This window comes from Kosakonia sacchari SP1, from assembly GCF_000300455.3.
GTDB lineage: Bacteria > Pseudomonadota > Gammaproteobacteria > Enterobacterales > Enterobacteriaceae > Kosakonia > Kosakonia sacchari.
Genome location: NZ_CP007215.2, coordinates 2,475,595 through 2,500,915, shown reverse-complemented (window position 1 = coordinate 2,500,915; position 25,321 = coordinate 2,475,595). Strand labels below are relative to the sequence as shown.

At 55.7% G+C, this 25,321-nt stretch carries 22 protein-coding genes and 1 pseudogene; 8 read left to right on the top strand and 15 right to left on the bottom strand.

The window, feature by feature from the left end; translation table 11 throughout:
• Positions 1-152: 152 nt before the first annotated feature.
• The gene (locus C813_RS34810; RefSeq protein ID WP_017456780.1) at positions 153-539 is read right to left on the bottom strand and encodes a nuclear transport factor 2 family protein; all 387 of its coding nucleotides are present in this window, start codon (positions 537-539) and stop codon (positions 153-155) included.
• Between the two features lie 314 nt (positions 540-853).
• Between C813_RS34810 and C813_RS34805 the strand changes: the two genes are divergently transcribed.
• On the top strand, positions 854-1,459 hold the full coding sequence (locus C813_RS34805) for a hypothetical protein (RefSeq protein WP_017456781.1): 606 nt from the start codon (positions 854-856) through the stop codon (positions 1,457-1,459).
• Between the two features lie 22 nt (positions 1,460-1,481).
• On the opposite strand, the gene C813_RS34800 is transcribed toward C813_RS34805, so the two are convergent.
• Positions 1,482-2,405: a LysR family transcriptional regulator gene (locus C813_RS34800; RefSeq protein ID WP_017456782.1), complete on the bottom strand. Its 924-nt coding sequence runs from the start codon at positions 2,403-2,405 to the stop codon at positions 1,482-1,484.
• 130 nt (positions 2,406-2,535) lie between these two features.
• Here C813_RS34800 and C813_RS34795 point away from each other — a divergent pair, with 130 nt between their 5' ends.
• Positions 2,536-3,933 (top strand): MFS transporter, encoded by a 1,398-nt coding sequence (locus C813_RS34795; protein ID WP_017456783.1) that lies wholly within the window; start codon positions 2,536-2,538, stop codon positions 3,931-3,933.
• Here the strand turns inward: C813_RS34795 and C813_RS34790 are convergent.
• The 4 genes from C813_RS34790 to C813_RS34780 form a co-directional block, all read right to left on the bottom strand.
• Positions 3,930-4,538 (bottom strand): class I SAM-dependent DNA methyltransferase, encoded by a 609-nt coding sequence (locus tag C813_RS34790; protein WP_017456784.1) that lies wholly within the window; start codon positions 4,536-4,538, stop codon positions 3,930-3,932. The two genes, C813_RS34795 and C813_RS34790, sit on opposite strands and share 4 nt — an antisense overlap.
• Positions 4,539-4,601: 63 nt before the next feature.
• On the bottom strand, positions 4,602-5,144 hold the full coding sequence (locus C813_RS34785) for an NUDIX domain-containing protein (RefSeq protein WP_017456785.1): 543 nt from the start codon (positions 5,142-5,144) through the stop codon (positions 4,602-4,604).
• A gap of 152 nt (positions 5,145-5,296) precedes the next feature.
• Positions 5,297-5,470 (bottom strand): hypothetical protein, encoded by a 174-nt coding sequence (locus tag C813_RS47380; protein ID WP_017456786.1) that lies wholly within the window; start codon positions 5,468-5,470, stop codon positions 5,297-5,299.
• Positions 5,471-5,624: 154 nt separating this feature from the next.
• Complete coding sequence (locus C813_RS34780; RefSeq protein ID WP_017456787.1) at positions 5,625-6,107, bottom strand: GNAT family N-acetyltransferase; 483 nt, start codon at positions 6,105-6,107, stop codon at positions 5,625-5,627.
• A 348-nt stretch (positions 6,108-6,455) separates the two neighbouring features.
• Between C813_RS34780 and C813_RS34775 the strand changes: the two genes are divergently transcribed.
• Complete coding sequence (locus C813_RS34775) at positions 6,456-7,076, top strand: response regulator transcription factor (RefSeq protein ID WP_017456788.1); 621 nt, start codon at positions 6,456-6,458, stop codon at positions 7,074-7,076.
• Here C813_RS34775 and C813_RS34770 read toward each other — a convergent pair.
• The 5 genes and pseudogenes from C813_RS34770 to C813_RS34760 form a co-directional block, all read right to left on the bottom strand.
• Positions 7,073-12,616, bottom strand: a complete 5,544-nt coding sequence (locus C813_RS34770; RefSeq protein ID WP_017456789.1) for an AAA family ATPase — start codon at positions 12,614-12,616, stop codon at positions 7,073-7,075. The genes C813_RS34775 and C813_RS34770 overlap by 4 nt on opposite strands.
• Entirely contained in the window at positions 12,613-12,999 is a 387-nt protein-coding gene (locus C813_RS34765) for a response regulator transcription factor (RefSeq protein ID WP_017456790.1), read from the bottom strand. Before C813_RS34765 ends, C813_RS34770 begins: the two co-directional genes overlap by 4 nt.
• Before the next feature lie 16 nt (positions 13,000-13,015).
• A pseudogene (locus C813_RS46400) lies at positions 13,016-13,278 on the bottom strand (DUF1427 family protein).
• Between the two features lie 4 nt (positions 13,279-13,282).
• Positions 13,283-13,453 carry a DUF1427 family protein gene (locus C813_RS46395; protein ID WP_017456792.1) on the bottom strand — a complete coding sequence of 57 codons (171 nt, stop codon included), beginning with the start codon at positions 13,451-13,453 and terminating at the stop codon, positions 13,283-13,285.
• Positions 13,454-13,511: 58 nt separating this feature from the next.
• On the bottom strand, positions 13,512-14,198 hold the full coding sequence (locus C813_RS34760) for a hydrolase (RefSeq protein ID WP_017456793.1): 687 nt from the start codon (positions 14,196-14,198) through the stop codon (positions 13,512-13,514).
• A gap of 233 nt (positions 14,199-14,431) precedes the next feature.
• Here C813_RS34760 and C813_RS34755 point away from each other — a divergent pair, with 233 nt between their 5' ends.
• The 4 genes from C813_RS34755 to C813_RS34740 are packed head-to-tail and all read left to right on the top strand — an operon-like array spanning position 14,432 to position 19,224.
• Positions 14,432-16,306, top strand: coding sequence for an amidohydrolase (locus tag C813_RS34755; RefSeq protein WP_017456794.1), 1,875 nt, complete (start codon positions 14,432-14,434; stop codon positions 16,304-16,306).
• 12 nt (positions 16,307-16,318) lie between these two features.
• Positions 16,319-16,726: a DoxX family membrane protein gene (locus C813_RS34750; RefSeq protein ID WP_096325407.1), complete on the top strand. Its 408-nt coding sequence runs from the start codon at positions 16,319-16,321 to the stop codon at positions 16,724-16,726.
• Positions 16,723-18,357, top strand: coding sequence for an MFS transporter (locus tag C813_RS34745; RefSeq protein WP_017456796.1), 1,635 nt, complete (start codon positions 16,723-16,725; stop codon positions 18,355-18,357). Before C813_RS34750 ends, C813_RS34745 begins: the two co-directional genes overlap by 4 nt.
• Before the next feature lie 45 nt (positions 18,358-18,402).
• A complete protein-coding gene (locus C813_RS34740; RefSeq protein WP_017456797.1) occupies positions 18,403-19,224 on the top strand; it encodes an alpha/beta fold hydrolase in 822 nt (273 codons plus the stop codon).
• Positions 19,225-19,275: 51 nt separating this feature from the next.
• On the opposite strand, the gene C813_RS34735 is transcribed toward C813_RS34740, so the two are convergent.
• The gene (locus tag C813_RS34735; protein WP_025263622.1) at positions 19,276-21,054 is read right to left on the bottom strand and encodes a thiamine pyrophosphate-requiring protein; all 1,779 of its coding nucleotides are present in this window, start codon (positions 21,052-21,054) and stop codon (positions 19,276-19,278) included.
• A gap of 104 nt (positions 21,055-21,158) precedes the next feature.
• Between C813_RS34735 and C813_RS34730 the strand changes: the two genes are divergently transcribed.
• Positions 21,159-21,578, top strand: a complete 420-nt coding sequence (locus tag C813_RS34730) for a GNAT family N-acetyltransferase (protein WP_017456799.1) — start codon at positions 21,159-21,161, stop codon at positions 21,576-21,578.
• A 3-nt stretch (positions 21,579-21,581) separates the two neighbouring features.
• Here the strand turns inward: C813_RS34730 and C813_RS34725 are convergent, their stop codons facing one another.
• From C813_RS34725 to C813_RS34715, 3 genes are all read right to left on the bottom strand, one after another.
• A complete protein-coding gene (locus C813_RS34725) occupies positions 21,582-23,156 on the bottom strand; it encodes a sensor domain-containing diguanylate cyclase (RefSeq protein ID WP_017456800.1) in 1,575 nt (524 codons plus the stop codon).
• Between the two features lie 172 nt (positions 23,157-23,328).
• Positions 23,329-24,549, bottom strand: coding sequence for a diguanylate phosphodiesterase (locus C813_RS34720; RefSeq protein WP_017456801.1), 1,221 nt, complete (start codon positions 24,547-24,549; stop codon positions 23,329-23,331).
• Positions 24,550-24,654: 105 nt separating this feature from the next.
• Positions 24,655-25,302: a GntR family transcriptional regulator gene (locus tag C813_RS34715; protein WP_017456802.1), complete on the bottom strand. Its 648-nt coding sequence runs from the start codon at positions 25,300-25,302 to the stop codon at positions 24,655-24,657.
• Positions 25,303-25,321: the final 19 nt, after the last annotated feature.

The following is a 25,321-nucleotide window of genomic DNA, read 5'->3' as shown; positions in this document are numbered from 1 at the left end:
TGGGTTGGTCATGGGTCATTAGTTCATACTTCATTTAACATAATATACATTATGCGAACTAACATGACATTGGATAGAATCCAGCGGATTGCCATCATGATTGCCCCCGGTCATTTATCGATGATTTTCTTGCCTTCGTGCTTATACACCATTCATTCCGCCATGGGCGTTCCCTGATGAAAATGCATCTGCCATCGGCTTGGTGTTGTTTTACACGCCACCCACAACGATGTCCGCAATGTTTGCTTCGTATTCTGTCCTTGTCCGTTAAGGATAAAACTTCGATACGTCAACAACGCATAACCATTGTTGTGCATCGACAATGCAAAATCATCTGACGCGATCGGTTCAGCGGCCTCATTTGCCAGCGCAGCGATCACTTGTTCTCTGCTGTATCGTCTGCCTGATCGACCAATCTCAAAAAAATCATGATGTAAAAGTCTCTCAACAACTTCGGGCTGGCACCGAATTTCAGGGTCATGAAGCTGCTGTTCATATCTCACTAGCATCGCCAGTAACTCATCTTCTTTGTTCATCATCTTCCTTCCGGCCTGTTTACATCACACATTTTTGAATGTATCGCTACGTACAAATTTTATTCAGATTATTCTTAATTGATTACAAAGTTGTGCCCTTTACTCTTAAATTCTCAACGACATAAGAACATTCGCACATGGAGAGATTGAATGACATTCCCTGGACAGCTTTCAAACGACCTCCCCGATTTTTTTTGCATTTATCGGCAGTGCGATTTCAGGCACCATTCGAAACCCGCAGAATATAACGCAATCCGGTAAATATATTTTTGGTTTAATTCAGTCATTCTCATTTACAGGAAGTCATTGACCCGGCAATGATGAAATATATAAGAAAAAGCCTTGCGTTAAGTAATATTATCGCAAAGAAAATAGCGACTAACGATCCACAACAACTTGAGTTGCTAAAGGATCGGCTAAAAACTCGGTTTGGCGTGCCTGTCGGTATGCATATGACTGGTATTCCTTTAGGTATCAGTATGATACTTGCTGTTTTCTGCTACGCCATGCCGCAAGTATCTCTGTGGATGATTATTTTTAACTGGTTATCCATACCTGAATATAAAGTGCTGGTCGGCGTTTTCTTTGCGGCTGCTGTTTATTGTGTACTGATTATGACCACAATGTTGCTTACCGCTCGAGGTTCTCTGTCGGGGCTGAAATCGCACCTGTTTTTCATTATGCTGACGGGTGCAATAGCTATTTTTTATTTTATCTCCGCCTTTTTCTCACTTTTATTCGGCTCGGTGGATAATTATACCCCGCAGATAACATCACTCCTCGGGTTAATCTTCTTTTTGCTGAATGTTAAATGGATAAATTCCTCTCTGTTTTATCGGTCAATCGCGCTGTCGTTACATAATCGGGTCTGGCGAAAACAGTTAAAAATAGAGGCTCGACAAGCGCAAATGCTCAAACGTTAATAACATCCGCCGGGGGAAATGTTTACTTCCCCTTCTCATCCGGTATTAAACGCCGACACACTCCCAGCATAAACTGGCGCAACCAGCGATGCGCGGGATCGACTTCTGAACGCGGATGCCACAATTGAGATACGGTAATGGCACGCGTTTTTACCGGCAGCTCAAACATTGCCACTCCCTGCCTGGCCGCAGGGTTGAGAAGAAATGAGGCCGGGATAAGTGCGATAAGATCGGACGCACGCGCCACGGCTAACGCCGCAGGGAAACCCGGTACCACGGCGGCGATTTTCCTGCGCACGCCCTGCTCTGCCAGCCCTTCATCAACCGGGCCGCTTGTTAACCCACGACGTGATGCCACGACATGGCCCCAGGCGACATACTCGTTGATCGTCACCTCATTACGTTGCGCCAGCGGATGCGTATCTCTGACGACGCCCACAAAGCGATCCCGGAACAGTGCCTGTACGCGAATTTCTGGCCCCATTTCGCTCAGTACGCCAATTTCCAGATCGACCCGTCCTTCCCGCAAAGCACTGGAGCCTTTCTCCGGCTTTGGCGTAAACCGCAACATTACGCCTGGCGCAACAGCCGCCATTTCTGCAATCAGCATTGGGCCGAATGCTTCAACAAAACCATCGTTGGCACGCAGGGTAAATATCTGCTCCAGCGAGGCAATATTGAGCTCGGGCTGCGCGGGTCGCAGCAACGCCCGCGCCTCGAAAACAGCGTTCTGCGTACGCGCCCGAAGCGTTTCTGCATAAGGCGTCAGCACCATATTGCGCCCGGCGCGCACTAATAACGGGTCGCCAGTGGTTTCCCGCAGACGGCTAAGTGTTCGGCTCATCGCCGAGGCACTCAAACCAAGCCGCCGCGCTGCTGCCGCCACACTGCGCTCGGCAATCAGCACATCCAGTGCAACTAACAAATTCAGATCGGGTTCATTCATCGGTTTGCATCCGTAACAGAAGGATCAGATATGGCGTTTACTGCAATGTATTAATGCAAATGCTGCGCCTTCCGCCATATATCCCGCGAAATTATAGTTACCGCAAGCACAAAATCAGCAGAGGTTATTTATGACACTATTTTTGGATAAACCCGGCGATGAAGGATTGCCTGGGCGCGAGCGGTTGCTGGCCATGATTGCGGTGATGACCAGTACCACAATGGCGGTGTTTGATGGCTCGATGGTGAATATCGCCTTGCCACAAATTGCGCGGGCATTAGATGTCACCGCCGCAGAAGCTGTTTGGGTGGCGAATGGCTATCTGCTCTCCGCCGCTATGACACTGGCGATCTTCGCCGCATTAGCTGCGCATATTGGCTTTCGCCGATTATTCGCTGCCGGGTTGAGCCTCTTCACGCTGGCGTCGCTGGGCTGCGCGCTGTCGCAATCGCTGGAAACACTGGTCGCAATGCGTATTCTGCAAGGGATTGGCGGGGCGGCAACACTCAGCATTGCACCGGCGATTTTACGCTCGGTCTTTCCCAATCGGTTGCTGGGGCGAATCCTCGGAATGAACGCGCTGCTAATCGCTTCGAGTACCGCTATCGCGCCGGTGCTGGGCGGCACCCTGCTGGCAACGTTAAGCTGGCAATGGCTTTTCGCCATTAACCTCCCGCTTGGCATCCTTGCCCTGCGCTTCACATTACGGGTGATACCGGCTGCAACATCTGCGCTGCGCGGGGCATTTGATACGCCAGGTGCGCTGCTTTCGGCTCTTATGCTGGGCTCGGTAGTAATGGCATCGAGCGCCAGATCAGGGCTAACTGCCTTGAGTTACGGGCTTGTTGGGGGGGCTGCAGGGGCATTGTTTGTTTTGCGTCAGCGCCAGGCATTGCAGCCGCTGATGCCGCTGACGCTTTTTGCCTCGCCGCGTTTTTCGCTGGCGGCACTGACATCGCTGGCCTCTTTTGTCAGCCAGGGGATGACGTTTGTCGCCCTGCCGTTCTTGTTTCAGAGCGTATATGGTTACAGCGCATTGACCTCGGCGCTGCTATTCACCGCCTGGCCTGTGGGTATCATGCTGGTTGCGCCCCATGCCGGGCGGTTTGCTGACCGCTATGCACCTTCCTTAATTGCCACCGTCGGTCTGTGTCTTTTTGCGGTGGGATTAATGTTGCTGGCGCGATTACCGCATGATCCGCCGGTGTGGGACATCAGCCTGCGCAGCCTGATCTGCGGTATTGGCTTCGGTTGTTTCCAGAGCCCGAACAATAAAGAGATGATGGCGAACGCCTCAAGGGAGCATAGCGGTTATGCGTCCGGCGTACTGGCGATTATGCGCACGTTCGGCCAGTGTCTTGGCGCGGCGCTGCTTGGCGGGATACTTGCGCTCTATGCACCTTCCGGCAATGTGGAACAGGAGGCTTTTGCTGTCCGGCTTGGCTTAGGGCTGGCCGCTGGCGCGACGCTTCTTGCGATCCTCTTTAGCCTGAGCCGCATCCGGCAGATATCTGCACCGCCGCTTTAGCGAGCGCGCTGTGCCAGCCAGACAGTATGCCCGGCGCAGTGCGGATCTTCCTGAATCATGTCGATAACCCCGAAACCGTGATTTGCTAATAACGCACGATACTCGTCGGGAGCGAGGCTGGCATGAAACAACGGTTCGCCGGCAAACTGCCCCATTGCGATCCCGTGGTCGGTTCCGCTGGTGAACATTAACGCGCTGCCCACATGGCTGTGTTCGGCAAAGCGATCGAACATGCTGCGTTGATCTTCATGGGTCAGATGAAAAAAGCTGTCCCAGGCCAGAAGCCCATCGAAGGTTTCGCCGAGCGACAGCTTGCGCATATCCTGCTGGATCCAGCGTTGAGCGGGAAACTGCTGACGCGCACGCTCCAGCATTGCGCTTGCGCCATCAACGCCGGTGAGTTGAAAGCCCTGGTGGATAAACCAGCCCGCAATCGGCTGCCCGTTACCGCACCCGACATCGACAATGCTGCCAGCATCAGGAAGCAGGCTGGTGAATTTTTCCAGCCAGCGTTGTTCAAACAACGACTGCGAGCGCTGCTCAGCAAAGGTTTGAGCGTGGCGTTGATAGATCGAAAGAATATGTTGTGCGGCACTGTTGCTCATGTTTGTCTCGCTTAGATCCAGGAATGGACACGAACCGCTCTGGCGTGAAGCAAAATAACTGCGCTATTCCAGCATGCCTTTGAGCTTTGCCAGTAAATACGCGGTGACTGACGTGGCATCGCTGATCTCTCCTTCACAAATCAACGACTCAAATTCTTTCAGGGTAATTTTGCGCGTCGTCAGACCAAACTCTTCAGGATCCAGTTCCTGCTGCTGATGTTCCAACGCTTCAGCGAGGAAAATATGGTAACCCTGGCTGGAGTAGCCCTGTGCCAGTTTCTGATACCCAACATGGCGTATCTTTCCCGCCACCAGCCCGGTTTCCTCGCGCAGTTCACCGGCTGCCACACGCAGAGGATCCGCCTGCGGCGCGCATTCCCATGCGCCTTGCGGCAGCTCAACGGTGTGCTTGCCCAGTGGATAGCGGAACTGCTCAACCACATACAGGCTGTCACCTTCGCGGGCGATAATCACGACAAAATCGGCTTTCTCAACAACGGAGTAAATACCTTCGTTACCATCTGCCCGCAGGATTTTGTCTTCGCGCAGACGCATCCATTTGTTGCGGTACACTTCGGTTGTGGCAAGCGTTTTAATCGCCGACATCACGGCTCTCCCTGTTGGATTTCAGACGTGAAGAGTAGCATGCGAAGAGATTAAACGCGTGGATCTATTGGGCGGGGAAATGGGTTTCAGAGGAATCGGCGGTGAAGAAATAAAGGGGATATTAAAATTAATATCCCCTTTGCGATATCAGCTTATGGCACGCCATCGCAATTACAGGCTGCGCCGCCCTCGCCCGCCTGGCACAGGATCTGGCACATGCAATTCCAGTCCATTTCGCCATTCACCTCACATTCAGTTTGGCTGGCGGCGAAGACATTCATTGATAAACCAAATAATAAAATGGAAAGTAATGCGCGGATTTTCATAAAAAGTCCCTTTCTGTGTTGAAGAATAAAATAAAGCCACGCGATAGCGCAGCGTTAATATTATAGGAGGATGTTTTATGATTAAGTGTTAAGTAACTTGTTTATTTTAATAGGAATTTTCTTTTCATTAATCCATTCAGTGAATAAGCGCTCTTTATTTATCAACGGCGAAATTATATTCCATTTCAATACAGCGCAAATCCGCGCGCGCCAGCGCAGAGGGGTAAAGACTTTCCCGTAATATGACAAACCCCAGCTTTTGGTAAAACGTACAGGCATTAGGTGTTGATGCCAACGTGAGGCGTACCAAACCTCGCTTTGTGGCTTCCTGCTTAATCGCCTCTATTATCTGCGTCGCCAGTCCCTTTCCTTCCCACTCCGGCAACGTGAAAATGGCCTCCACGCTGGCATGAGTTACATCGAGAAAACCCGTGGCAACCGGCTGATCATTTGCCGTGGTTGCAACATAAAACGGGTTGTTGGTAATCATCGTACGCTGGCTATCCGGCATTTTATCCGGTGTCCAGGCGGCGATAACCTTGTCCTCATAAACGCCTTTGCAACCGTGGCGAATAGCCTGATTACGAATCTGCCAAATCACTTCAGCTTCGTCAGGGCGTGCCCGTCTGATCGTCATTTTGCCTCCCATTAATGCCAACATTCTGCCTAAGATTATTCTTATTTTTGCTCTCTGGCGCCGTCAACGAACCGCCTTTGTGAAGGGTTAACGGTGCGATATATAAATTAACAAGCGGTTAAAATACATGCAACATTCAGTGATTTATCACAAATTTCATTCGAAAGTTATGCGTCAGTAGTTACCCGTTTTACCGGGCGTATCTTCTCCAGACGCCAGCATAAAAAGCCTACTGGATATAAGGAAAAGATCAGTCATTTCATCCAGTTAATTTTTATGTTATCAGTATCTGCCTGCATAGCTTACGGCCTGCTTTCTGGCACGTGCCCCTACCGAGGCTGAAAGATAATGGAACCTCTCGTATATGTTGTCGATGATGATGATGCCGTCAGACGATCAATTGTCCGGCTACTGGCAGCAGAAGGTTACCGCGCCATTGATTTCGCCTCTGCGGAATCATTTCTTACTCACCCGCTGGTTTCCGTACCCTCTTGTTTGATTCTCGATTTGAATATGCCGGTTGCGGACGGCTTCGATGTCGCCAGCGCATTAAAAGATCGCGGACGCGAACTGCCGATAATCTTTCTGACCGGCTACGGCACCATTCCGCTGACCGTACGGGCAATGAAAGCCGGGGCGCGCGAATTCTTAACGAAGCCGGTAGAGTCCGAACGTCTGCTGTCGGCGGTCGCTGATGCGCTGACGGTTGCGGCGCAAGATTTCGAGCAACAACAGGAAAATTTTGCGCTCAAGCAACGTCATTTATCCCTGACGCCGCGTGAGCAGGAAGTGTTTGAGTTAGCCATCAGTGGGTTGCTTAACAAGCAGATTGCGGCAGAACTGGGCGTCAGCGAAATCACCGTAAAAGTCCATCGCCGCCGGGTGATGGAAAAAATGCAGGCCCGCTCGCTGGCGGATCTGGTGCATGCCGCAAGCCACCTGCATATCGCCAAATCCCGCAGCCGCTAATCCGCTGCCACCGGCAAGGTAAAAGCAAATACGCTGCCAAACGGCAGCCTGGATTTCGCCGTTAGCTTGCCTTTATGCCGCTCGATAATCGCATAACTGATGGTCAATCCCATGCCCATGCCCTGCGATTTGGTGGTATAGAACGACTCAAACAGCCGCCCCTGTACCTCGGCACTCATTCCGCTACCGGTATCGGCAATCTGGCAAATCACCTCGTGTGGATTTTGGGTCAGCGTTGAGAGCGTTAACACTCGCGGGCGCGAGTCGATATCCGCCATCGCTTCAACGGCATTCATCACCAGGTTAAGCAGCACCTGCTGGATCTGCACGCTATCGCCATAAATAAAGCTGTTATGCGCCTCCAGCGCGTACTCAACAGCTATCTGCCGCCGCGCCAGCTCGCTGCGCGAAAGCGTCATGATATGACGCAGCAAGAAATGCAGATCGATGCGCTCGAACACCGGCTCCTGCCTGCGTGTCAGAGATTGCAGGCTACGGATCACCTCTCCGGCGCGTTGCCCTTCGCTGATAATCTCCTCCAGCCCGACACGCACATTATCGACCGGGATCGGCGAGCGATTAAGCCAGCGCAGGCTGGCACCGGCATTGGAGACAATCGACATCAGCGGCTGGTTAATTTCATGGGCAATCGACGAGGTTAACTGCCCGACAGTCGTGGCGCGCGACACCCGCGCCAGCTCGGCTTGGGCGACGCGCGCCGCATCTTCGTTCTGCCGCTGGGCGGTAATATCGGTAATGGTGCCAAAATATTCGTGCACCTCATCACCGGAAGAGACCGGATCGCCGATGCCGAGGATATAACGGCACTCGCCATCGGTGCGGATAATACGAAACTCCGCCTGCATGGTGAGCCCCTGCGCGACACTGCGAGTGACCAGCGCGCTGATATGCGGATGATCGTCCGGGTGAACAAAGGTTAAAAACTCGGCCATCGAGATCAGTTTGCGCTTCTCGTCCAGTCCGAGGATGCGCGCATACTCATCCGACATATGCATCAAATCCTGTTCCAGCTCCCAGCGCCAGGTTCCAGTGTGGCTGATTTGTTCACCCAGCATCAGCGAGGTCTGGCTGGCGCGCAGCTCTTTTTCGACGCGCCGACGCTGCATGTTCTCTTCCACCAGTTTGGCATATAGCCGCGCGGTCTCCAGCGACACCGCAGCATGTGCGCCAAGCAGGTTCACGACGCGAGACTGGCCGGCGGTAAACATCTCTGGCATCAGACGGTTTTCCAGATACAACACCCCCACCAGCCGCGCCTGTTTGAACATTGGCACACACATTACCGCCGCCCCGGAAGAGACAAGATACGGATCCTGGCTAAACGGGCTGTACTCTTCCGGCCGTCCGGTGCGGATCTCCTGCCCGGTGCGGATCACGGCCGCCAGCACCGATAACGGCATATCAGTCGCCAGCGGCATCTCTTTCATCACCCGCACCAGCACGCCCTCTTTACTGGTGTGCGCGCTGGCTTCGATTTCCGCAATGTTGTCATCAAGTACGCGAATAAGTAAGCCGCGCTGCGCACCGGCACGCTCCAGCAGCATGGTCATCAGGATCTGAATCAGCCTTTCAAGATTGATCTCCTCTGATAATGCGCGGGAGGCTTTGATAATGCTTTGCAGATCGCGGATTTCATCGTTCTGCGCGAAAGAGATGGTGTCATAGGGGGTGCTTTCCACCGGCGTGAAAAGATGGGGGTGCTCCTGCTGCAAATGACGGACTTTGGCCTGCGCCCCCGCGCGGCCCCAGGCGGCCATCGCACCGCGAAAATACGCGTCGGCTGCGGTCTGGTATCCGCAGGAGAGCGCAAAACGCCCGGCCAGTTCGTGCGCCAGCGCATTACTGGGGTTAAAACCGGCTTCGCGCGAAAGCGTAATTGCCTTCTCATACTGTTCGAGCGCGATGCTATTCATTCCGTCGAGGCGCACGATTTCCGCATACATCAGTGCTTCTTTATCGCTGAAGGTTCCCGGATTAACACGCGCCCAACGGGCGATTTTGTTGTAGTGCTGGTTCAACCGCAGACGGTGCCCGGCAGAAAAAGTCTCTGGCGTAAGCTGCATCGATAATGCGAGCGCGCTGTAGAGATGGTAATCCAGCAGACTGATATGTCCGGGTGCGGACCATGCATGTTTTCCCGCCTCTTCCAGGCAGGATTCCGCGCGGGAATAAGCCCCGGTGAAAAAGTGCGCCATCCCGCGATAGAGCCAGAACCAGAACAGCATGGTCGCGGGCGGTGTCGGCGGCAGCAGCGATCGGGGCAGGATCGCTTTGCCGCTTAACATGCCATCCGGCTGTCGCAGATACTCGACAAAGTGACGTTGTAACAGAAGCAGATGATCCATATCCGAATACTGGGTTTCACGAATAAAAGCCAGACCGCGATCGATATGACTTAATACCGTGTCGAGGTGATCGCCGCGACTCATGGCGTTGATCACCTGACGAAAGGCAGCAAAACAGGCAATGGTCAGATCGCCATGCGCAACGGCTGCGGTAAAACAGGCATTAGCGCACTCTACGCTGCGCGATAGCGGTTGTGTCCAGACACAGCTACGTCCCAGCGGCACCAGTGCTTTCGCGGCAAACTCATGTAAACCGTGGCGCGTCACCAGCTCCTGCGCCAGGACGCTGTAACGGTAGCCTAGTTCATACTCTTCATAGCGTTCACCAATCAGCACACCAAACCACGCCAGTGCGGAGGTGGATGCCCCGGTCAGCCCGCGTTCGAGCGTCAGTTGCAGCATCTGGCACAGCAACAGGAAATGCAGGCGCGGGCAATTAAAACTGGCATACAAACTGGCGCTCGCCAGCAGGTTCATCAGCGCGTCGGTTTCCTGATGGTTCATACGCGGCAGCGAGTTGAACAGCTGCGCAGGATTGTCGCCAACACGCGCGTGCATCTCCTGCCACGCATGATCACAGGCCGCATCGTCAGGATAACGGCACAGATGAATACCAAACACGGTCAACCAGCTGAGCGTTGTCTCCAGCGCAAGCTGATAACCGGACTGGCGAATATGCACTTCTGCCAGCAATGTCGCAGCCTGCGCCTTTTCCGTCAGCCCGCCGGGCGAGGCCAGTAACCGTTCGCACAGCCCGCGCGCAGTTGAGAGATTACCGAGCAAAAACTCACAGGCGGTCTCCTCCAGCGACAGCGTAAAATCATGCCCTGTCTCAGTACGAAGCCGCTGTGCAAGATGTAAATAGCTCAAGGCCGAGCTGTAGTCGCCGGTGTGTTTTGCCCGCCTGGCTGCAAGCAGGCTCAGTTCGCTGAAGCGCTGGCGTTGCGGCGGCAAAATGTCGTCGGCAGCGGCATTGATGTGATGAATCGCGCGAAACAGCAGCTCATTACCCGGGGCTTCGGCCGCCGTTTGCGCCAGCTGCGTGGCTGTGGCCAGATGCAACTGGCGGCAATATGCAGGTTCCAGCAGTGCGCAGGCAGCCTCGTGGATCCGTTCATGGGTAAATGTGTATTCGGCGGCGTTAAGCGTGACCAGTTGTACCGTGAGCGCAGGATGCAGGCGGTAATGCACCTCGCCAGCAGAAAGATTCAGCACACGGCTTATTAATGTGATATCGCCCGCGCTGCCAAGACAGGCCATGCTCCCGAGCAGGATGCGGGTCTCAGGCGGCATTTGCGCCAGCTGCTGGAGCAGCAAGTCGGGGACGTTTTCGCGGTGGTAGCGGGTGCTAATCGCCGTCAGATCATACTGCCATTTTCCCTGGTAGCTGTTATGGCTCACCAGCCCATCTTCGGTAATACGCTTAAAGAACTCATGGACGAACAGCGGGTTGCCACCGGTTTTTTCATGGATCAGTTTCGCCAGTTCAAGGGTCGATGCCGGGCGCGTCTGAAAAACGGTCGCCAGCCAGCGGGATATGGCTTTTGCCGAGCGCGGCTGCGGCACACACTCAATTACGCGACTGGCGGCGCTACGCAAGCGGGTCAGCGCGGTGGCAAACACCGGATCGTCTAACGAGGCTAAGTCGCGGTGTGAAACCACCATCAACAGCGGCAATGCATGGCTGTGCTGTAACAGGTATTCCAGTAAATGCAGGCTGGCGTCATCGATCCAGTGCAAGTTATCGATAAGGATAATCAGTGGGCAACCCGGTGTGGCGAAGACATTTACCAGGCGCAGCACCATGTGGTTGAACCGCGCGCGTGAATCGAGTGACAAGGTGTCGACAAACAGCACGGGTTTACTGTTAATCAGCAGCCCCAGCTCCGGCGCGAGGCTCACCGCCAGCGCTTCATAACCTGTGAGCGCGCTGCTGAGCCGCGCCTTCCAGCGCGCCACTTCTTCTGCGGGCAAACCCAGTAAATGCAGCGCCAGCGAGCGGAACGCTGCCGTCAGCACACCCAGCGGCAGAATCGCAGAGTTTTGTTCCACCTTACCTAGCGCAATAAGCGACGGGCGACTCTGAAAGGCCTTCAACGATGAGGCCATCAGCGAAGATTTTCCCATGCCGATGGGGCCGCTGATGGTAACCAGCGTTTGCGTACCGCTTTGCACAACCGCATCCAGCGCGTCTGCCAGTGATTTGGCCTGCGGATGGGCGCGATACAACGTGTTAGCAAAATGCAGTGATGGCGAGCGATCCTGCAGACCTGGCGTAAAGTGGGCTATCTCGCCATCGGCCGTTAACGTCGCCTGGCAGCGGCGTAGATCTGCCATCAGGCCATCGACCGTCTGGTAACGTTTTTCCGGCGACTTTGCCAGCAGCTTCAACACAATGGTTGACAGCATCTCTGGCGCCCCGTCGCGCAGGCTATGCGGCGGCGAAGGTTCAGACGCAATGTGGTGCAACACCCATTCCGCCTGCCCGCCTTCGCTGAGATCGAACGGCAACGTGCCGGTCAACAGCTCATAAAAGACAATGCCCAGACTGTAGAGATCGCTGCGGTTGTCCACGGCATGGTGGGTGCGCGTGGTGTGTTCAGGTGACATGTAAGCCAGCGTACCGCCGGAGAACGGTTGCCAGTGCTGCGCCGGTTCCAGGACGGTACTGGTCGTCAGGCCAAAGCCGCCTAACCGGCAGCCTTCATCGGTGAGAAAAATATTGCCGGGTTTAATATCGCCATGGATCAGGTTGCTCTGGTGCATCTGGCGCAGCGGCGTGCAGATGCGCAGGGTCAATTCAAGCCAGCTGGCGATACACGCCATCGGCTGGCCGGTTAGACGGGTGAGCGGTTGAAAGGTGAAAGTGGGGTAAACCAGCGCGATGCGGCCGTGATACTGCGTGCTGGCAACGGGTTTTACCGCCCAGCGGCTATCAAGCTGCGGGCAGAGTGCCAATTCGTTATTCAGCAACTGGCTGGCACGCGGCTCGGCGTCGTCGCTTACCGCGGTGGCGAGAATAAAGGCATCGCTCGCCCACGGGTAGTGCGCATTCATCCAGACAATGCAACCCTCCTGCGCCAGCGGCGTGTAGATAGCATCATCCTGCAGCGTAAACGGTTGGTTTTCGGCCACCCTCTGCGGCCACGGCGGTGATTTTGCGTTTCCGGTCATGGCGTCTCTTCACCTCCTGCCAGCGTGCGCGAAATATGATCAAGCAACATGTCGATATCGATCGGTTTATGCAAAAAAGCAACGGCACCGGGTTGCCCCGCGAACCGTTGCCAGGTTTCATCGTCATGACCGGAAATGAATATCAGCGGCGGCGGGCACGGGCTGCGTTGCAGTTTCTCGTACAGCGCCGCCCCGCTCATGCCTTTCAGTTTAATGTCCGCAATCACCAGTGCGGTTTGCCGCTGTGCGGAACCATCGTTCAGGAAGGCCTCGGCGGACGCGAAGGTCAGCGTGGCGTATCCCGCCGATTGCAGCAAATTGCTTAACCCGCTACGCACGGACGGTTCATCATCAACAATGGCAATACGCAGGGTGTGCGTCATGGTAATCCTCGGGGCATTAATCCCGGCGCGGCGGTGCGTCCGGCGGTTCAGGTTGCGGCGTACCGCTAATCTTTGGCACACACTCATGGCGAAACCATGCCATGGTTAACGGTTGCCGGGCAAGTAACCGACGGGTAATCGGAACAAGTTGCTCTCCCACCAGCATGCCGAATAATCCCAGCAAGGCCATCACCGGCGGCGCGGGGGAACGCGTCCCCAGTAAAGCATAAATCCCCCTGCCAGCAGACCGACCAGGAGGGAAAGGATCCAGGATTTCATAGGCTCACCCCGCGAAAGCTTGTGTGAGAAGTGTGCTGACGAGCTGTTCGCCCATCAACATGCCAAGTAGCCCCACCAGCGCAATCGCCGGTGGCGCAGGTGATCGCACCTTCAGCAAGGCGTACATCACGCCAATCAACGCGCCTGCGGCGAAAGAGATAAGTCCGATACTCATGGCATTCTCCTGCCGTGAAAGAGACAAGCTGACCGGCGTTAACCGGCCAGCAAAAGGCTTATTTCGCCGGAACCGGTGCCAGCGTGCGATGACCCGCTTTCGCGCGTGAAGGCGCTTTGTGCACCATGGTGTAGGCATAATCAACGCCCATGCCGTATGCACCGGAATGCTCTTTGACAATATTCATCACCGCGTCATACGTTTCGCGATGCGCCCAGTCACGCTGCCACTCCAGCATCACCTGCTGCCAGGTCACCGGGATCACGCCCGCCTGGATCATGCGCTGCATGGCGTAATCATGCGCCTCTTTCGAGGTGCCGCCGGAGGCGTCTGCCACCATATAGATTTCGTAGTCACCTTCCAGCATGGCGCACAGCGCGAAGGTGTTGTTGCACACCTCGGTCCACAAGCCGGACACCACGACTTTACGTTTGCCGTTGTCCGCCAGCGCATCACGCACTTTCTGGTCATCCCAGGAGTTCATCGAGGTACGTTCCAGGATATCTTTCTCCGGGAACACATCCAGCAGCTCAGGATAGGTGTTGCCGGAGAAACTTTCGGTCTCGACGGTAGTGAAGATGGTCGGAATATTGAACACCTTGGCGGCTTTCGCCAGCGCGACGGTGTTGTTTTTCAGCACCTGGCGGTCAATAGACTGCACGCCAAACGCCATCTGCGGCTGGTGATCGATAAAGATTAACTGACAGTTTGCCGGGGTCAGAACTTCAAGTTTCGCGGTAGTCATACAAGCATCCTTAGAGTTTAAAGTGAGGAGTGTTACGTTCAGACAGCAACTCACGCGCCATCGCTATCGTGGGCTGTATGTTAGGTATCCCTCCCCGGCATAACTATTATCTGAAGGTATAACTATCCTTTCGTATACCTATACGTTCGTATAACTGTTCATTCTTTCCCGACGCTTTGCATAATCCGCCGAGATGCTCATGCGGCACATTAAGCCGCCAGACAGGAGGAAGTATGGATTCGCTCGTACATGCAGAACTGATATTGCTTAATGGTCAGTTTCATACGGTTGATCGGGAAAACCCGCTCGCCGATGCGGTGGCTATCCGCGACGGAAAATTTGTCCAGGTGGGGACCGAAGCCGAGGTGATGGCGTACCGTGGTGAACGCACAAAGGTGGTCGTTCTGAAAGGCCATACGGCGATCCCGGGCCTGAATGACTCGCACCTGCACCTGATCCGTGGGGGCCTTAATTACAACCTGGAACTGCGCTGGGAAGGGGTGCCGTCGCTGGCGGATGCCCTGCGAATGCTGAAAGAACAGGCGCTGCGCACGCCGTCTCCGCAGTGGGTTCGCGTGGTGGGCGGCTGGACTGAATTCCAGTTCGCCGAACGCCGTATGCCGACGCTGGACGAAATTAACGAGGCCGCGCCGGACACGCCGGTGTTTATCCTGCATCTGTACGATCGCGCCCTGCTCAACCGCGCGGCGCTGAAAGTGGTCGGCTACACCAAAGAGACGCCTAACCCGCCGGGCGGCGAAATTCAGCGCGACAGCAACGGCAACCCGACGGGGATGCTGATTGCGCGGCCAAACGCGATGATCCTCTACGCGACGCTGGCGAAAGGGCCAAAACTACTGCTGGAGCAGCAGGTCAACTCCACGCGCCAGTTTATGCGCGAACTCAACCGCCTGGGCCTGACCAGCGCCATTGACGCGGGCGGCGGTTTCCAGAACTACCCGGAAGATTACGAAGTGATCGCCGAACTGCACAGCAAACAGCAGATGACCATTCGCATCGCCTATAACCTGTTCACCCAGCGTCCGGGTCATGAGCTGGAAGATTTCGAAAAATGGACCGATATGTTAACGCCGGGCCAGGGCAGCGACTTTTTCCGCCACAACGGTGCCGGTGAAATGCTGGTCTTTTCCGCCGCCGACTTCGAAGATTTCCTTGAGCCGCGCCCGGATCTGGCGCCCGGTATGGAAGATGAGCTGGAGCGCGTGGTGCGCCATCTGGTTGAGCACCGCTGGCCGTTCCGCCTGCACGCCACCTATAACGAATCGATCAGCCGCATGCTGGATGTGTTCGAAAAAGTGAACCGCGACATTCCGTTTAACGGTCTGCACTGGTTCTTTGATCATGCGGAAACCATTACCGAAACCAATATCGAGCGCGTAAAAGCGCTGGGTGGCGGGATTGCGGTTCAGCACCGCATGGCTTTCCAGGGCGAATATTTCGCCGAACGCTACGGCCAGCAGGCCACCAAACAGACACCGCCGGTGGCGAAAATGCTGGAAGCCGGTTTGCCGGTTGGTCTGGGCACCGACGCCACGCGCGTTGCCAGTTACAACCCGTGGACAGCCCTTTACTGGCTGGTTTCCGGGCGAACGGTTGGCGGCATGCAAATGTATGACCACAGCGCGCGCCTCGATCGCGATACCGCCCTGCTGCTCTGGACGCAAGGTAGCGCCTGGTTCTCCAGCGAGCAGGGGAAAAAAGGCCAGATCAAAGTGGGTCAACTGGCCGATCTCGCCATCCTCAGCAAGGACTACTTCCGCGTGCCGGAAGAGGAGATCAAAGGGATTGAGTCGGTACTGACGGTGGTCGGAGGTGAGATTGTTTATGCCGCTGGCGCGTTTGGTCCGCTGGCACCGCCGGCGATCCCGGTACTGCCTGACTGGTCGCCGGTGGTGAAAGTTCCTGGTCATTATCGCAGTGCGCCGCCGCAGGCCGCTCGCGTAGGCCAGGCATCGGGCGTACATCACTGCTCTGGTCCGTGTGGCGTACATATCCATCAACACGATGTTGCACGCGGTTCCGCCATGCCGGTTTCCGATGAGAATGCCTTCTGGGGCGCGCTCGGTTGCAGCTGCTTTGCGTTCTGACATCATGAAAACATCCACTTTCTCAACTGTTGCGCCCGCGTTGATGCGGGGCTGTTCTTCCTGCGCCTGACCGGCAGCCTGCTGTTGCTGTATGTGCATGGCCTACCGAAGGTGCTGCATTTCAGTAACGAACTGGCGCATATCGAAGATCCGTTTGGCCTCGGGCCGTGGATGAGCCTGCTACCGGCGATTTTCGCCGAAGTGGTTTACCCGCTGCTGATCATCGCCGGTGTCGCCATACGGCTGGCCTGTATCCCGATCATCGTGGTGCTGCTGGTCGCGATGCTGGTGGTACATGCGGACTGGTCGCTTGCCGAGGGGCAATTTGGCTGGCTGTTGCTGATTATCTTTACCACCCTGCTGCTAACCGGGCCAGGAAGCTGGCGGCTGCGCGTGGCGGCGAAAGGAGCACTGGCATGACGCAACAAAACGAACTGCACGCAGCGGTGACAGTGTCACCTGATATTGATGCTGCTCCAGCCGCTTCTGCCTGGCAGCCGCTGCGCCAGCGCGTTTTCCGCATGCTATGGATAGCGACGGTGGTATCGAATGTCGGCTCATGGATGAGCGACATCGGCGTGAACTGGACCATGCTCTCGCTGAGCGCCGATCCGCTGGCGGTCGCGCTGGTGCAGGCGGCGAGCAGCCTGCCGATGTTCCTCTTTGTACTGCCTGCGGGGGTGCTGGCGGATATCGTTGAACGGCGCAAAATCCTGCTCTTTTCGCAAGCCTGGACGTTCTGCGCGGCAGCCGGTCTGGCGCTGTTATCGTTTACCGGGAATGTCACACCGGAAGTGCTGCTGGCGGCGACGTTTTTACTCAGTACCGGCGCGGCACTGAGTTCCCCTGCTTTCCAGGCGGTGGTGCCGGATCTGGTTGCAAAACGCGAACTGAGCCCGGCGATTGCCCTCAATTCGCTGGGCATCAATATCAGCCGCGCGATTGGTCCGGCGCTGGGCGGGCTGCTGCTCTCTTTTGCCGGGCCGTGGATGGTGTTCTTCCTGAATGCCCTGTCGGTGCTGGGCGTGGCGTTTGTGCTCTATCGCTGGCAGCCGCAGGTGACTATTCAGCGTTTGCCGCCGGAACACTTCTTTACCGCCATTCGCGGTGGTCTGCGCTATGTTCACGCCGCGCCGGTACTGCGCAACGTACTGGCGCGTACGGTGGCGTTTTTCCTGTTCGGTAGCGCCGGATGGGCGATGTTGCCGCTGGTGGCGCGCCGCGAACTGGGCCTTGGGCCTGGCGGTTACGGCATCATGCTGGCCTGTATCGGGTTCGGTGCGATTTGTGGCGCGATGCTGCTGCCAAAATTACGCAAGCGGCTGAATGCCGACCAGATGATGGTCGCCGCCAGCTTGCTGTTTGCCGTCACCATGGTGGCGCTGGCGTTTATTCGCCATGTCTGGCTGCTCAACGCGTTTGAGTTTTTTACCGGCTTCGCGTGGATTGCCGTGCTCTCGACGCTGAACGTCGGCGCACAACGCAGCGCGGCTCGCTGGGTAAAAGCGCGTGCGCTGGCGGTCTACCTGACGGTGTTCTTCGGCTCAATGACGGTTGGCAGCGCCATCTGGGGCAAGCTGGCGTCGGAATTTGGCGTGACGTGGGCACTTTGTGCCGCCACGCTGGGGATGGTGCTGGGAACTGCTACAGTTTTACGTTGGCGGCTGGAAAAAGACGCCGCGCTGGATCTCGACATGATTGACCCGGCGGGTTTCGCTACCGAAATCGACATTCCCCATGAGCGCGGGCCGGTAATGGTGAGCTGCGAATATCGGGTTTCACCGCAAGATGCACATGATTTTGTCTGTGCAATGCAGGAGATGCGTCGCGTGCGCAGACGTACCGGCGCGTTGGGCTGGGCGGTGTATGAGGACACACATCATCCGGGCGTGTTTGTGGAAACCTGGGTGATGGGATCGTGGATCGAACATTTGCGCCAGCATGAACGTCACACGGTCAATGACAAATTAATTCGGGAGCGCGTGCTGGCCTTTCATCAGGGTGATGAACCGCCGGTCGTCCGGCATCTGGTCGCGCCCGCGCAACGGTAAGCGTTATGCAGTTAAAAAACACAACACAACAATGAGGTAAGACTGATGAGCACAATCAAGACACAGGACGGTACGCAGATCTATTACAAAGACTGGGGTGCGGGTAAGCCAGTTCTCTTCAGCCATGGCTGGCCGTTAGATGGCGATATGTGGGACAGTCAACTGAATTTTCTTGCTGAGCGCGGCTACCGTGTGATTGCGTTCGACCGTCGAGGTTTTGGTCGCTCCGATCAGCCGTGGAATGGCTACAACTACGATACCTTTGCGTCCGATATTAACGATCTCATCACCGCGCTGGATCTGCACGATGTGACGCTGGTTGGCTTCTCGATGGGCGGCGGTGATGTTACCCGTTATATCGGTCGCTACGGCAGTGCGCGCGTCGCCGGTCTGGTACTGCTCGGCGCGGTGACGCCGATTTTTGGCAAAACCGACGATCACCCGCAGGGCGTTGATAAAAGCGTATTCGACGGGATTAAAGCGGGTCTGCTAAAAGATCGCGCCCAGTTTATCAGCGATTTCGCCACGCCGTTTTACGGCCTGAACGCCGGGCAGAAAGTCTCTGATGGCGTGCTGACGCAAACGCTGAACATCGCCCTGCTGGCATCGCTGAAAGGCACGCTTGACTGCGTTACCGCGTTCGCGGAAACAGACTTCCGCCCGGATGTGGCGAAAGTAGATGTCCCGACGCTGGTGATTCACGGCAGTAACGACCAGGTCGTGCCATTTGAAGCAACCGGTAAATTATCGGCTGAACTGATTAAAGGCGCGGAGCTGAAAGTGTACGAAAACGGCCCGCATGGTTTTGCGGTTACCCATCAGGACCAGTTGAACGCCGATCTGCTGGCGTTCCTGAACAAACTGTAATCCGCCCTGCTTTGCAAAAGCCCGGTACGCCATGCGCACCGGGCTTTTTTATCACTTCTTATGAAACAACTGACTGGCGGTATCGCTCAGCACCTGAACCGCGCCGCGATCCCCCTTCACCATTGACGCCATAAACGCTTTCGCCTGTTTAAACGTAATATGCGGCGGCAGCGGAGCGACTTCCGGGTCGGTTTTCACCTCCAGAACCACCGGGCGATCGGCCTGCAGTGCTTGCTGCCATGCACCAGACAGCGCCTCTGGCGTATCGACAAAAATGCCCTCCAGCCCCAGCGTGCGGGCAAATTCCGCATAATGCACATCCGGCAACTGTTGCGTCGCTTCAAAGCGGGGATCGCCCTCCATTACCCGCTGCTCCCAGGTGACCTGATTTAAATCCTGGTTATTGAATACGCAAATGATTAAGCGGGGATCCTGCCACTGTTGCCAGTACTTCTGAATGGTGATGAGTTCGGCCATATTGTTCATTTGCATGGCGCCATCGCCCACCAGCGCCACCACCGGTTTTTCCGGTGCGGCAAATTTCGCGGCAATGGCGTACGGCACCGCCGCGCCCATACAGGCCAGCCCGCCGGAAAGCGAGGCGCGCTGACCCTGCTTAACGCGGTAGTCGCGGGCGAACCAGTTGGCGCAGGAACCGGAATCAGAGGTGACAATCGCATTATCCGGCAGTAGCGGAGACATCTCCCACACCACGCGTTGCGGGTTGACCGGTTTGGCAGGCGCCATGGCGCGCTGCTCCATCAGTTGCCACCAGTCGCGCACCTGGCGGGCAATCTCCTCCTGCCAGCTACGATCGCTTTTGTGCGTCAGTAACGGGAGCAATGCGCGCAGGGTTTCGGCTGCATCACCGTGCAAATTGACGTCGCAGGGGTAGCGTAGACCAAGCATTGCCGGGTCAATATCGATTTGTACCGCGCGCGCTTTACCCTCCGGCGGCAGGAATTCCGTCCACGGAAAACCGCTCCCGATCATCAATAACGTGTCGCACTCCTGCATCAGTTTCCACGATGGTTCCGTGCCCAGCAGGCCAATGGAGCCGGTGACGAATGGCGCATCATCGGGCAGCACATCTTTGCCGAGCAGGGCTTTCGCCACACCTGCGCCGAGTAGATTTGCCGTTTGCACCACTTCCACCGCTGCATTGCGGGCACCCGCGCCAATCAATATCGCTACTTTTTCCCCGGCGTTGAGCACCTCTGCCGCCCTTTGCAGGTCGGTTTCATGTGGGATCACGCGCGGTCGCTGGTAACCCGAACCTGAATGGGTAAAACCGTGCGCGTGCTGGGGCGGTTGCCAGGCTTCATCCTGTACATCTTTGGGGATGATCACTACGCCAACGCCGTTTTGCGCCATGGCCACACGAACACCGCGATCGACCAGATGACGGACTTGCGCGGGCGATGCTGCTTCCTGCACGAAGTTGGCGACATCGGCGAAAACGCGATCCAGGTTCATCTCCTGCTGATAGCTGGCACCACGCGCGGTGGTTTCTGCTTGCCCGGTAATTGCCAGCACCGGCGCGTGATCCATTTTGGCGTCATACAAGCCGGTGAGGAGATGCGTGGCGCCCGGACCACCTGTCGATAAGCAGACCCCCAGTTCACCGGTGAACTTCGCGTGACCGACCGCCATAAACGCGGCCATCTCTTCATGGCGAACCTGGATAAATTCAATCCCGTCGCCTGCTTTATTAGCACGCTGGATAGCGCCCAGCACACCGTTGATGCCATCGCCTGGATAACCGTAAATGCGAGTCACGCCCCATTCTTTAAGACGCTGAACAAAGAAATCACTGGTTTTCATGCTCACTGTACTTTCTCCTTGCGAATTGGTAACAGTCTTTAAGGGTAGACGACGCTCGCCGCTGACCGACCTGTTATCATTCTGATAAATACAAAGAGGAGAAAAGAGAAATGGCGCTGATAGTTAAACATGAAGTGACCGAGCAGGATCAGCAGGAGCTTTTTACCGGTTTGCGCCGCTACAATCAGCAGTTTGTTAATCTCAGCGAATGGGCGCATCTGGGCGTCTATTTTCGCGATGAGCATGGCGTCATGCAGGGCGGTTTGATTGCCCGCCAGGAAGGCGGATGGCTGAATATCCACTATCTATGGGTTCACGAGGATCGGCGTGGCAGCGGGCTTGGCAAAGAACTGATGCAGCGCGCCGCTCAGGAAGCGTTAACGCTGGGTTGCCACCATGCGCTGGTGGATACCTTCAGTTTCCAGGCGCTGCCTTTTTATCAAAAGCTCGGTTATGCATTACAAATGTCACTGCCGGATTATCCGCACACCGGTATGCAGCGCCACTATTTAACGAAGCCCCTTTGCTGATATTCAATCGGGTTGCCGTAACAACGCCTCTGTTGCGGCAACTGCGCGGTCGCGCCCTTCTATTTTTGCCCGGTAAAGCGCTTTGTCTGCGCCCTCTTTCAGCCGGATGGCATCGTCAAAATTCGCATCGGCAATCAGGCTGTAGCAGCCTGCGCTGATGGTGACCACATTTTCCTGCCCACTGGTTTTGGTGTGGGGAATTTTGGCGCTGCGCACCAACGCAACAGCCTGGCGCGCGACAAACAGCGCGCCTTCCGGGCCAGTATCGGGCAGGATAATGGCAAACTCTTCGCCGCCATAACGGGCAATCAAATCGTGACTGTGCACTTTCAGTTTGGCAATAATTTCACCCACCATTCGCAGGCAGTTATCCCCGGCAACGTGGCCGTAAAAATCGTTATAACGCTTGAAATAGTCGATATCGAGCATGATAAGCGAGACGGGCTTTTGCGTTACTGCTGAGGCTTTCAGGCTTTTTGCCAGAAACAGATCGAACTGGCGACGGTTGGCAAGCCCGGTCAACCCGTCAGCCAGTGCCATCAGTTGCAAGGTGTGGTTGATGCTGGTGAGTTCATCCCGCAGCACGGCAAGTTCCGTCTGGTTGCGCACATTTAGCCTGACCTGGCGGAAGATAATCGCCCCCATCAGCAACGTACCCAGCAGCAGCAAGCCATTAAGCACCAGATCCGGCAGGCTATCTTTTAGCCAGCTTTTCCACAGCGCGGGTTTGTCATACCCCGCCGCTACCACCAGCGGATAGCGCTCCAGCCGGGCGAACCCATAAATGCGCTCAATGTGATCCAGTGCGGAAATCCAGGTGCCATTCCCGCGGTCCTTTTTCGCCAGCTCGCGCGTAAATAGCGGGCTGGCAGAGAGATTGCGGTTGATGATTTCGTCACCATAGGGGCGCACATACACGGCGGTGCCGTCGGTATTGACCAGCGCCAGTTGGTCGCGGCTTTGCAACTCAAAATAGCCATAAAAATGGCGGAAATAGTCGATTTTTACCGTTGCCAGCAGAACACCAGCAAAACCGCCGGAGCTGTCGCTGATGCGCAGCGACACCGGGATCACCAGATCGCCGGTTGAGCGGCTGCGAATAACATGGCCGATGTGAATACTGCCGTGGCCGTTACGGCGGTGGTAGACAAAATACTCGCGGTCGCTGTTGTTCGACATCACCGGAATTTTGCCAAACGAGGTGGCTTTCATATTGCCCTGGGTGTCATAAACCATCAGCCCGTGCAACTGCGGTAACCGCTCTGCCAGCTCAGCGAGATAAACGCCGAACTGACTGACATCAATGCCTTCAATGCTGTCTGTTGGCAGGTTGCGGCGAATGTCCCGTAGCACCAGTTCCGTTTGCAAAAAGGTATCTTCCGCCTGACGCGCCTGGGAAACGGAAAGGTTAATCGCATCGCGTTCACTGTCTTCGACGACGCGTTCCCATGCCCGCGATAACGTCCATGCGCTGGTCGCGCTGCCAGCCAGTAACAGACCAACCATAAAAAAAGTGATACTGCGCCCGAGGGAGGAATGGAGCGCCAGCGCCCGCGCAACACGTCTTTTGAATTTCATCACTCCCCCGCAACCACATCCACTGTTATTCAGTTAAGCATAGGAGAACGATGATTTATAAGCCAAATAACGCAGGGGTTTGCGCTATTTCCCGCGGAATACGCACGGCGCAGATATGAAAAAGGAGAATACCGTGTGGATCCTCCTTATCAGTGAGATTTGCCGGAAACGATTAGATTTTGTGAAGGATGCGCTGTGGCCAGTTAATTGCCGAGACACCGTTAAGCACCGGGCGGGCGAACAAGAACCCCTGGAAACGCTGAATGCCAACGGCCTCCAGCCAGCACCACTCTTCCACTTTTTCCACCCCTTCGGCGACGACGGTAATTTGCAGCTCGGCGCAACAATCGATAATGGCTTTCACAATCGCTTGTTTCGGGCCATGCAGATGAATATCGGTGACAATGGTGCGGTCAATTTTTAGCTTGTCTGGCTGGAATTTCGCCAGCAATGACAGCCCGGCAAAGCCGGAACCAAAATCGTCAATCGCCAGACCAATACCGGCGGCGCGCAGCTGGCGAATGGCCCAGGTAAACTCTTCGTAACCCGAAATCACTTCATCTTCCGTCACTTCGACGATGATTTGCCCCGGATTAAGCTGATTGCGGGTAATGTGATTAAGCAGTATGTCCACTGCGCCGGGGATTTTGACCAGCGACATTGGCAGCAAATTGATAGCGACTTTGTGGTTACCAATGCCGAGGCGACGCGCCATGGCCAGCGCCCAGCCTTTCGATGCGAGATCGGCTTCGTGCAGCTTGTTTGGCGCAATCGTTGAGAAATAGTCCTGCGGGCTGCCGCCGTTCGGCCCACGGATCAGGGCTTCCAGCGACGAAATATTGCCGCGCAACGGTTCGATAATGGGCTGGAACGCAAACTGGCACGGCTGCTCGTGAAATAACGGGGCATCGCTGGCGAAAGGCGATGTTTTTATGGCGAAACGCCACTGTTCGGGCGAGGTGTTACGCACCCCGCCGTTGGTGCTGGGCGAGGCGATAAAAGTACGGATAAATTTGTAGACCCGATCATTGCTGGCCAGCTTATATTTCAGCGTGCCAAAGCGGAGGATCGCGCGTAGCACGACATGGGGTTTCATCACCCGCAAGTCGAACAGCACCATTCCCCGGTCAACAAAGCGGCGGCGCGGCGCGAAATCACGCAGCAGTTCAACCACGTTACCGTGGCGGGGATCGTCGCCGATCCGCTCATACACCGCGTTAACCGATGCCTGCGGTCCCTCAAGGACCTGTAAAAAATGATCGCCGTCGAACAGTAAGATTCCCGTTACATGCAATTGCGCGTTGCGCAGGCTTGCTCGCTCGACAAGGCCTGCCAGTTGTGAGGGATCTAATGTTCGATTCAGTCGGCTACGGTAAATCAAAGTCGCTAACACGAAATGCTACCCTCAGAATGCCCACAGAAAGCCCGATTAAAAATACGCCATTCCGGAGTCTATCAGTGGTCGAGGATTCCCGTCCGTCAAATAAGGGGCAATCTGTTAGCGTTCTCGTTGGCTTAAAATTGTCAAACGTGCGCGATAGCCATGGCGAATATGCTCACAAGCGATCTCCTGAGCCGCGGCGCTGTCACGTCGCGCCAGCGCGTCAACAATGGCCTGGTGTTCGCGTTTCGACTCTTCGGTACGCTCTTTCAGTTCGTAGGTGGTGCTGCGCAATAACGACAAATGGATGCGTAAATTATCCAGCATTTCATTGAGATAGGGATTATGTGTGGCGCGATAGATTTGGCGGTGGAACATGCGGTTGTGGTCGTGAAGGGCTTTGCTATCGGTGAGTGAGGCTTCAGCGTGAACCATCTCCTGTAGCAGTGCGATCTCCGCGTCAGAAGCGGCATTGACTGCCAGCGCCATCGCCAGTCGCTCAAGCCCCTCGCGCACATCGAACAACTGACGCAGACGCTCGTAACTGATATGGGCGATGATAAGGCCGCGTTGCGGCCCCGGTTCGGCAAGCCCGAGCGTTTCCAGGCGGTGAAGCGCTTCACGTATCGGCGTTCGGCTCAGGCCAAACTGCTCTGCCAGCCGCGTCTCCTGCAAACGCTCTCCCGGCTGCAACTCTCCCGCTTCAATGGCGGAAATAAGAATTTCAAACGGCGTTAAGCCCGCATCGCGACCCGTCGATTTCACGTTTTAGCTCCTTTCGTAT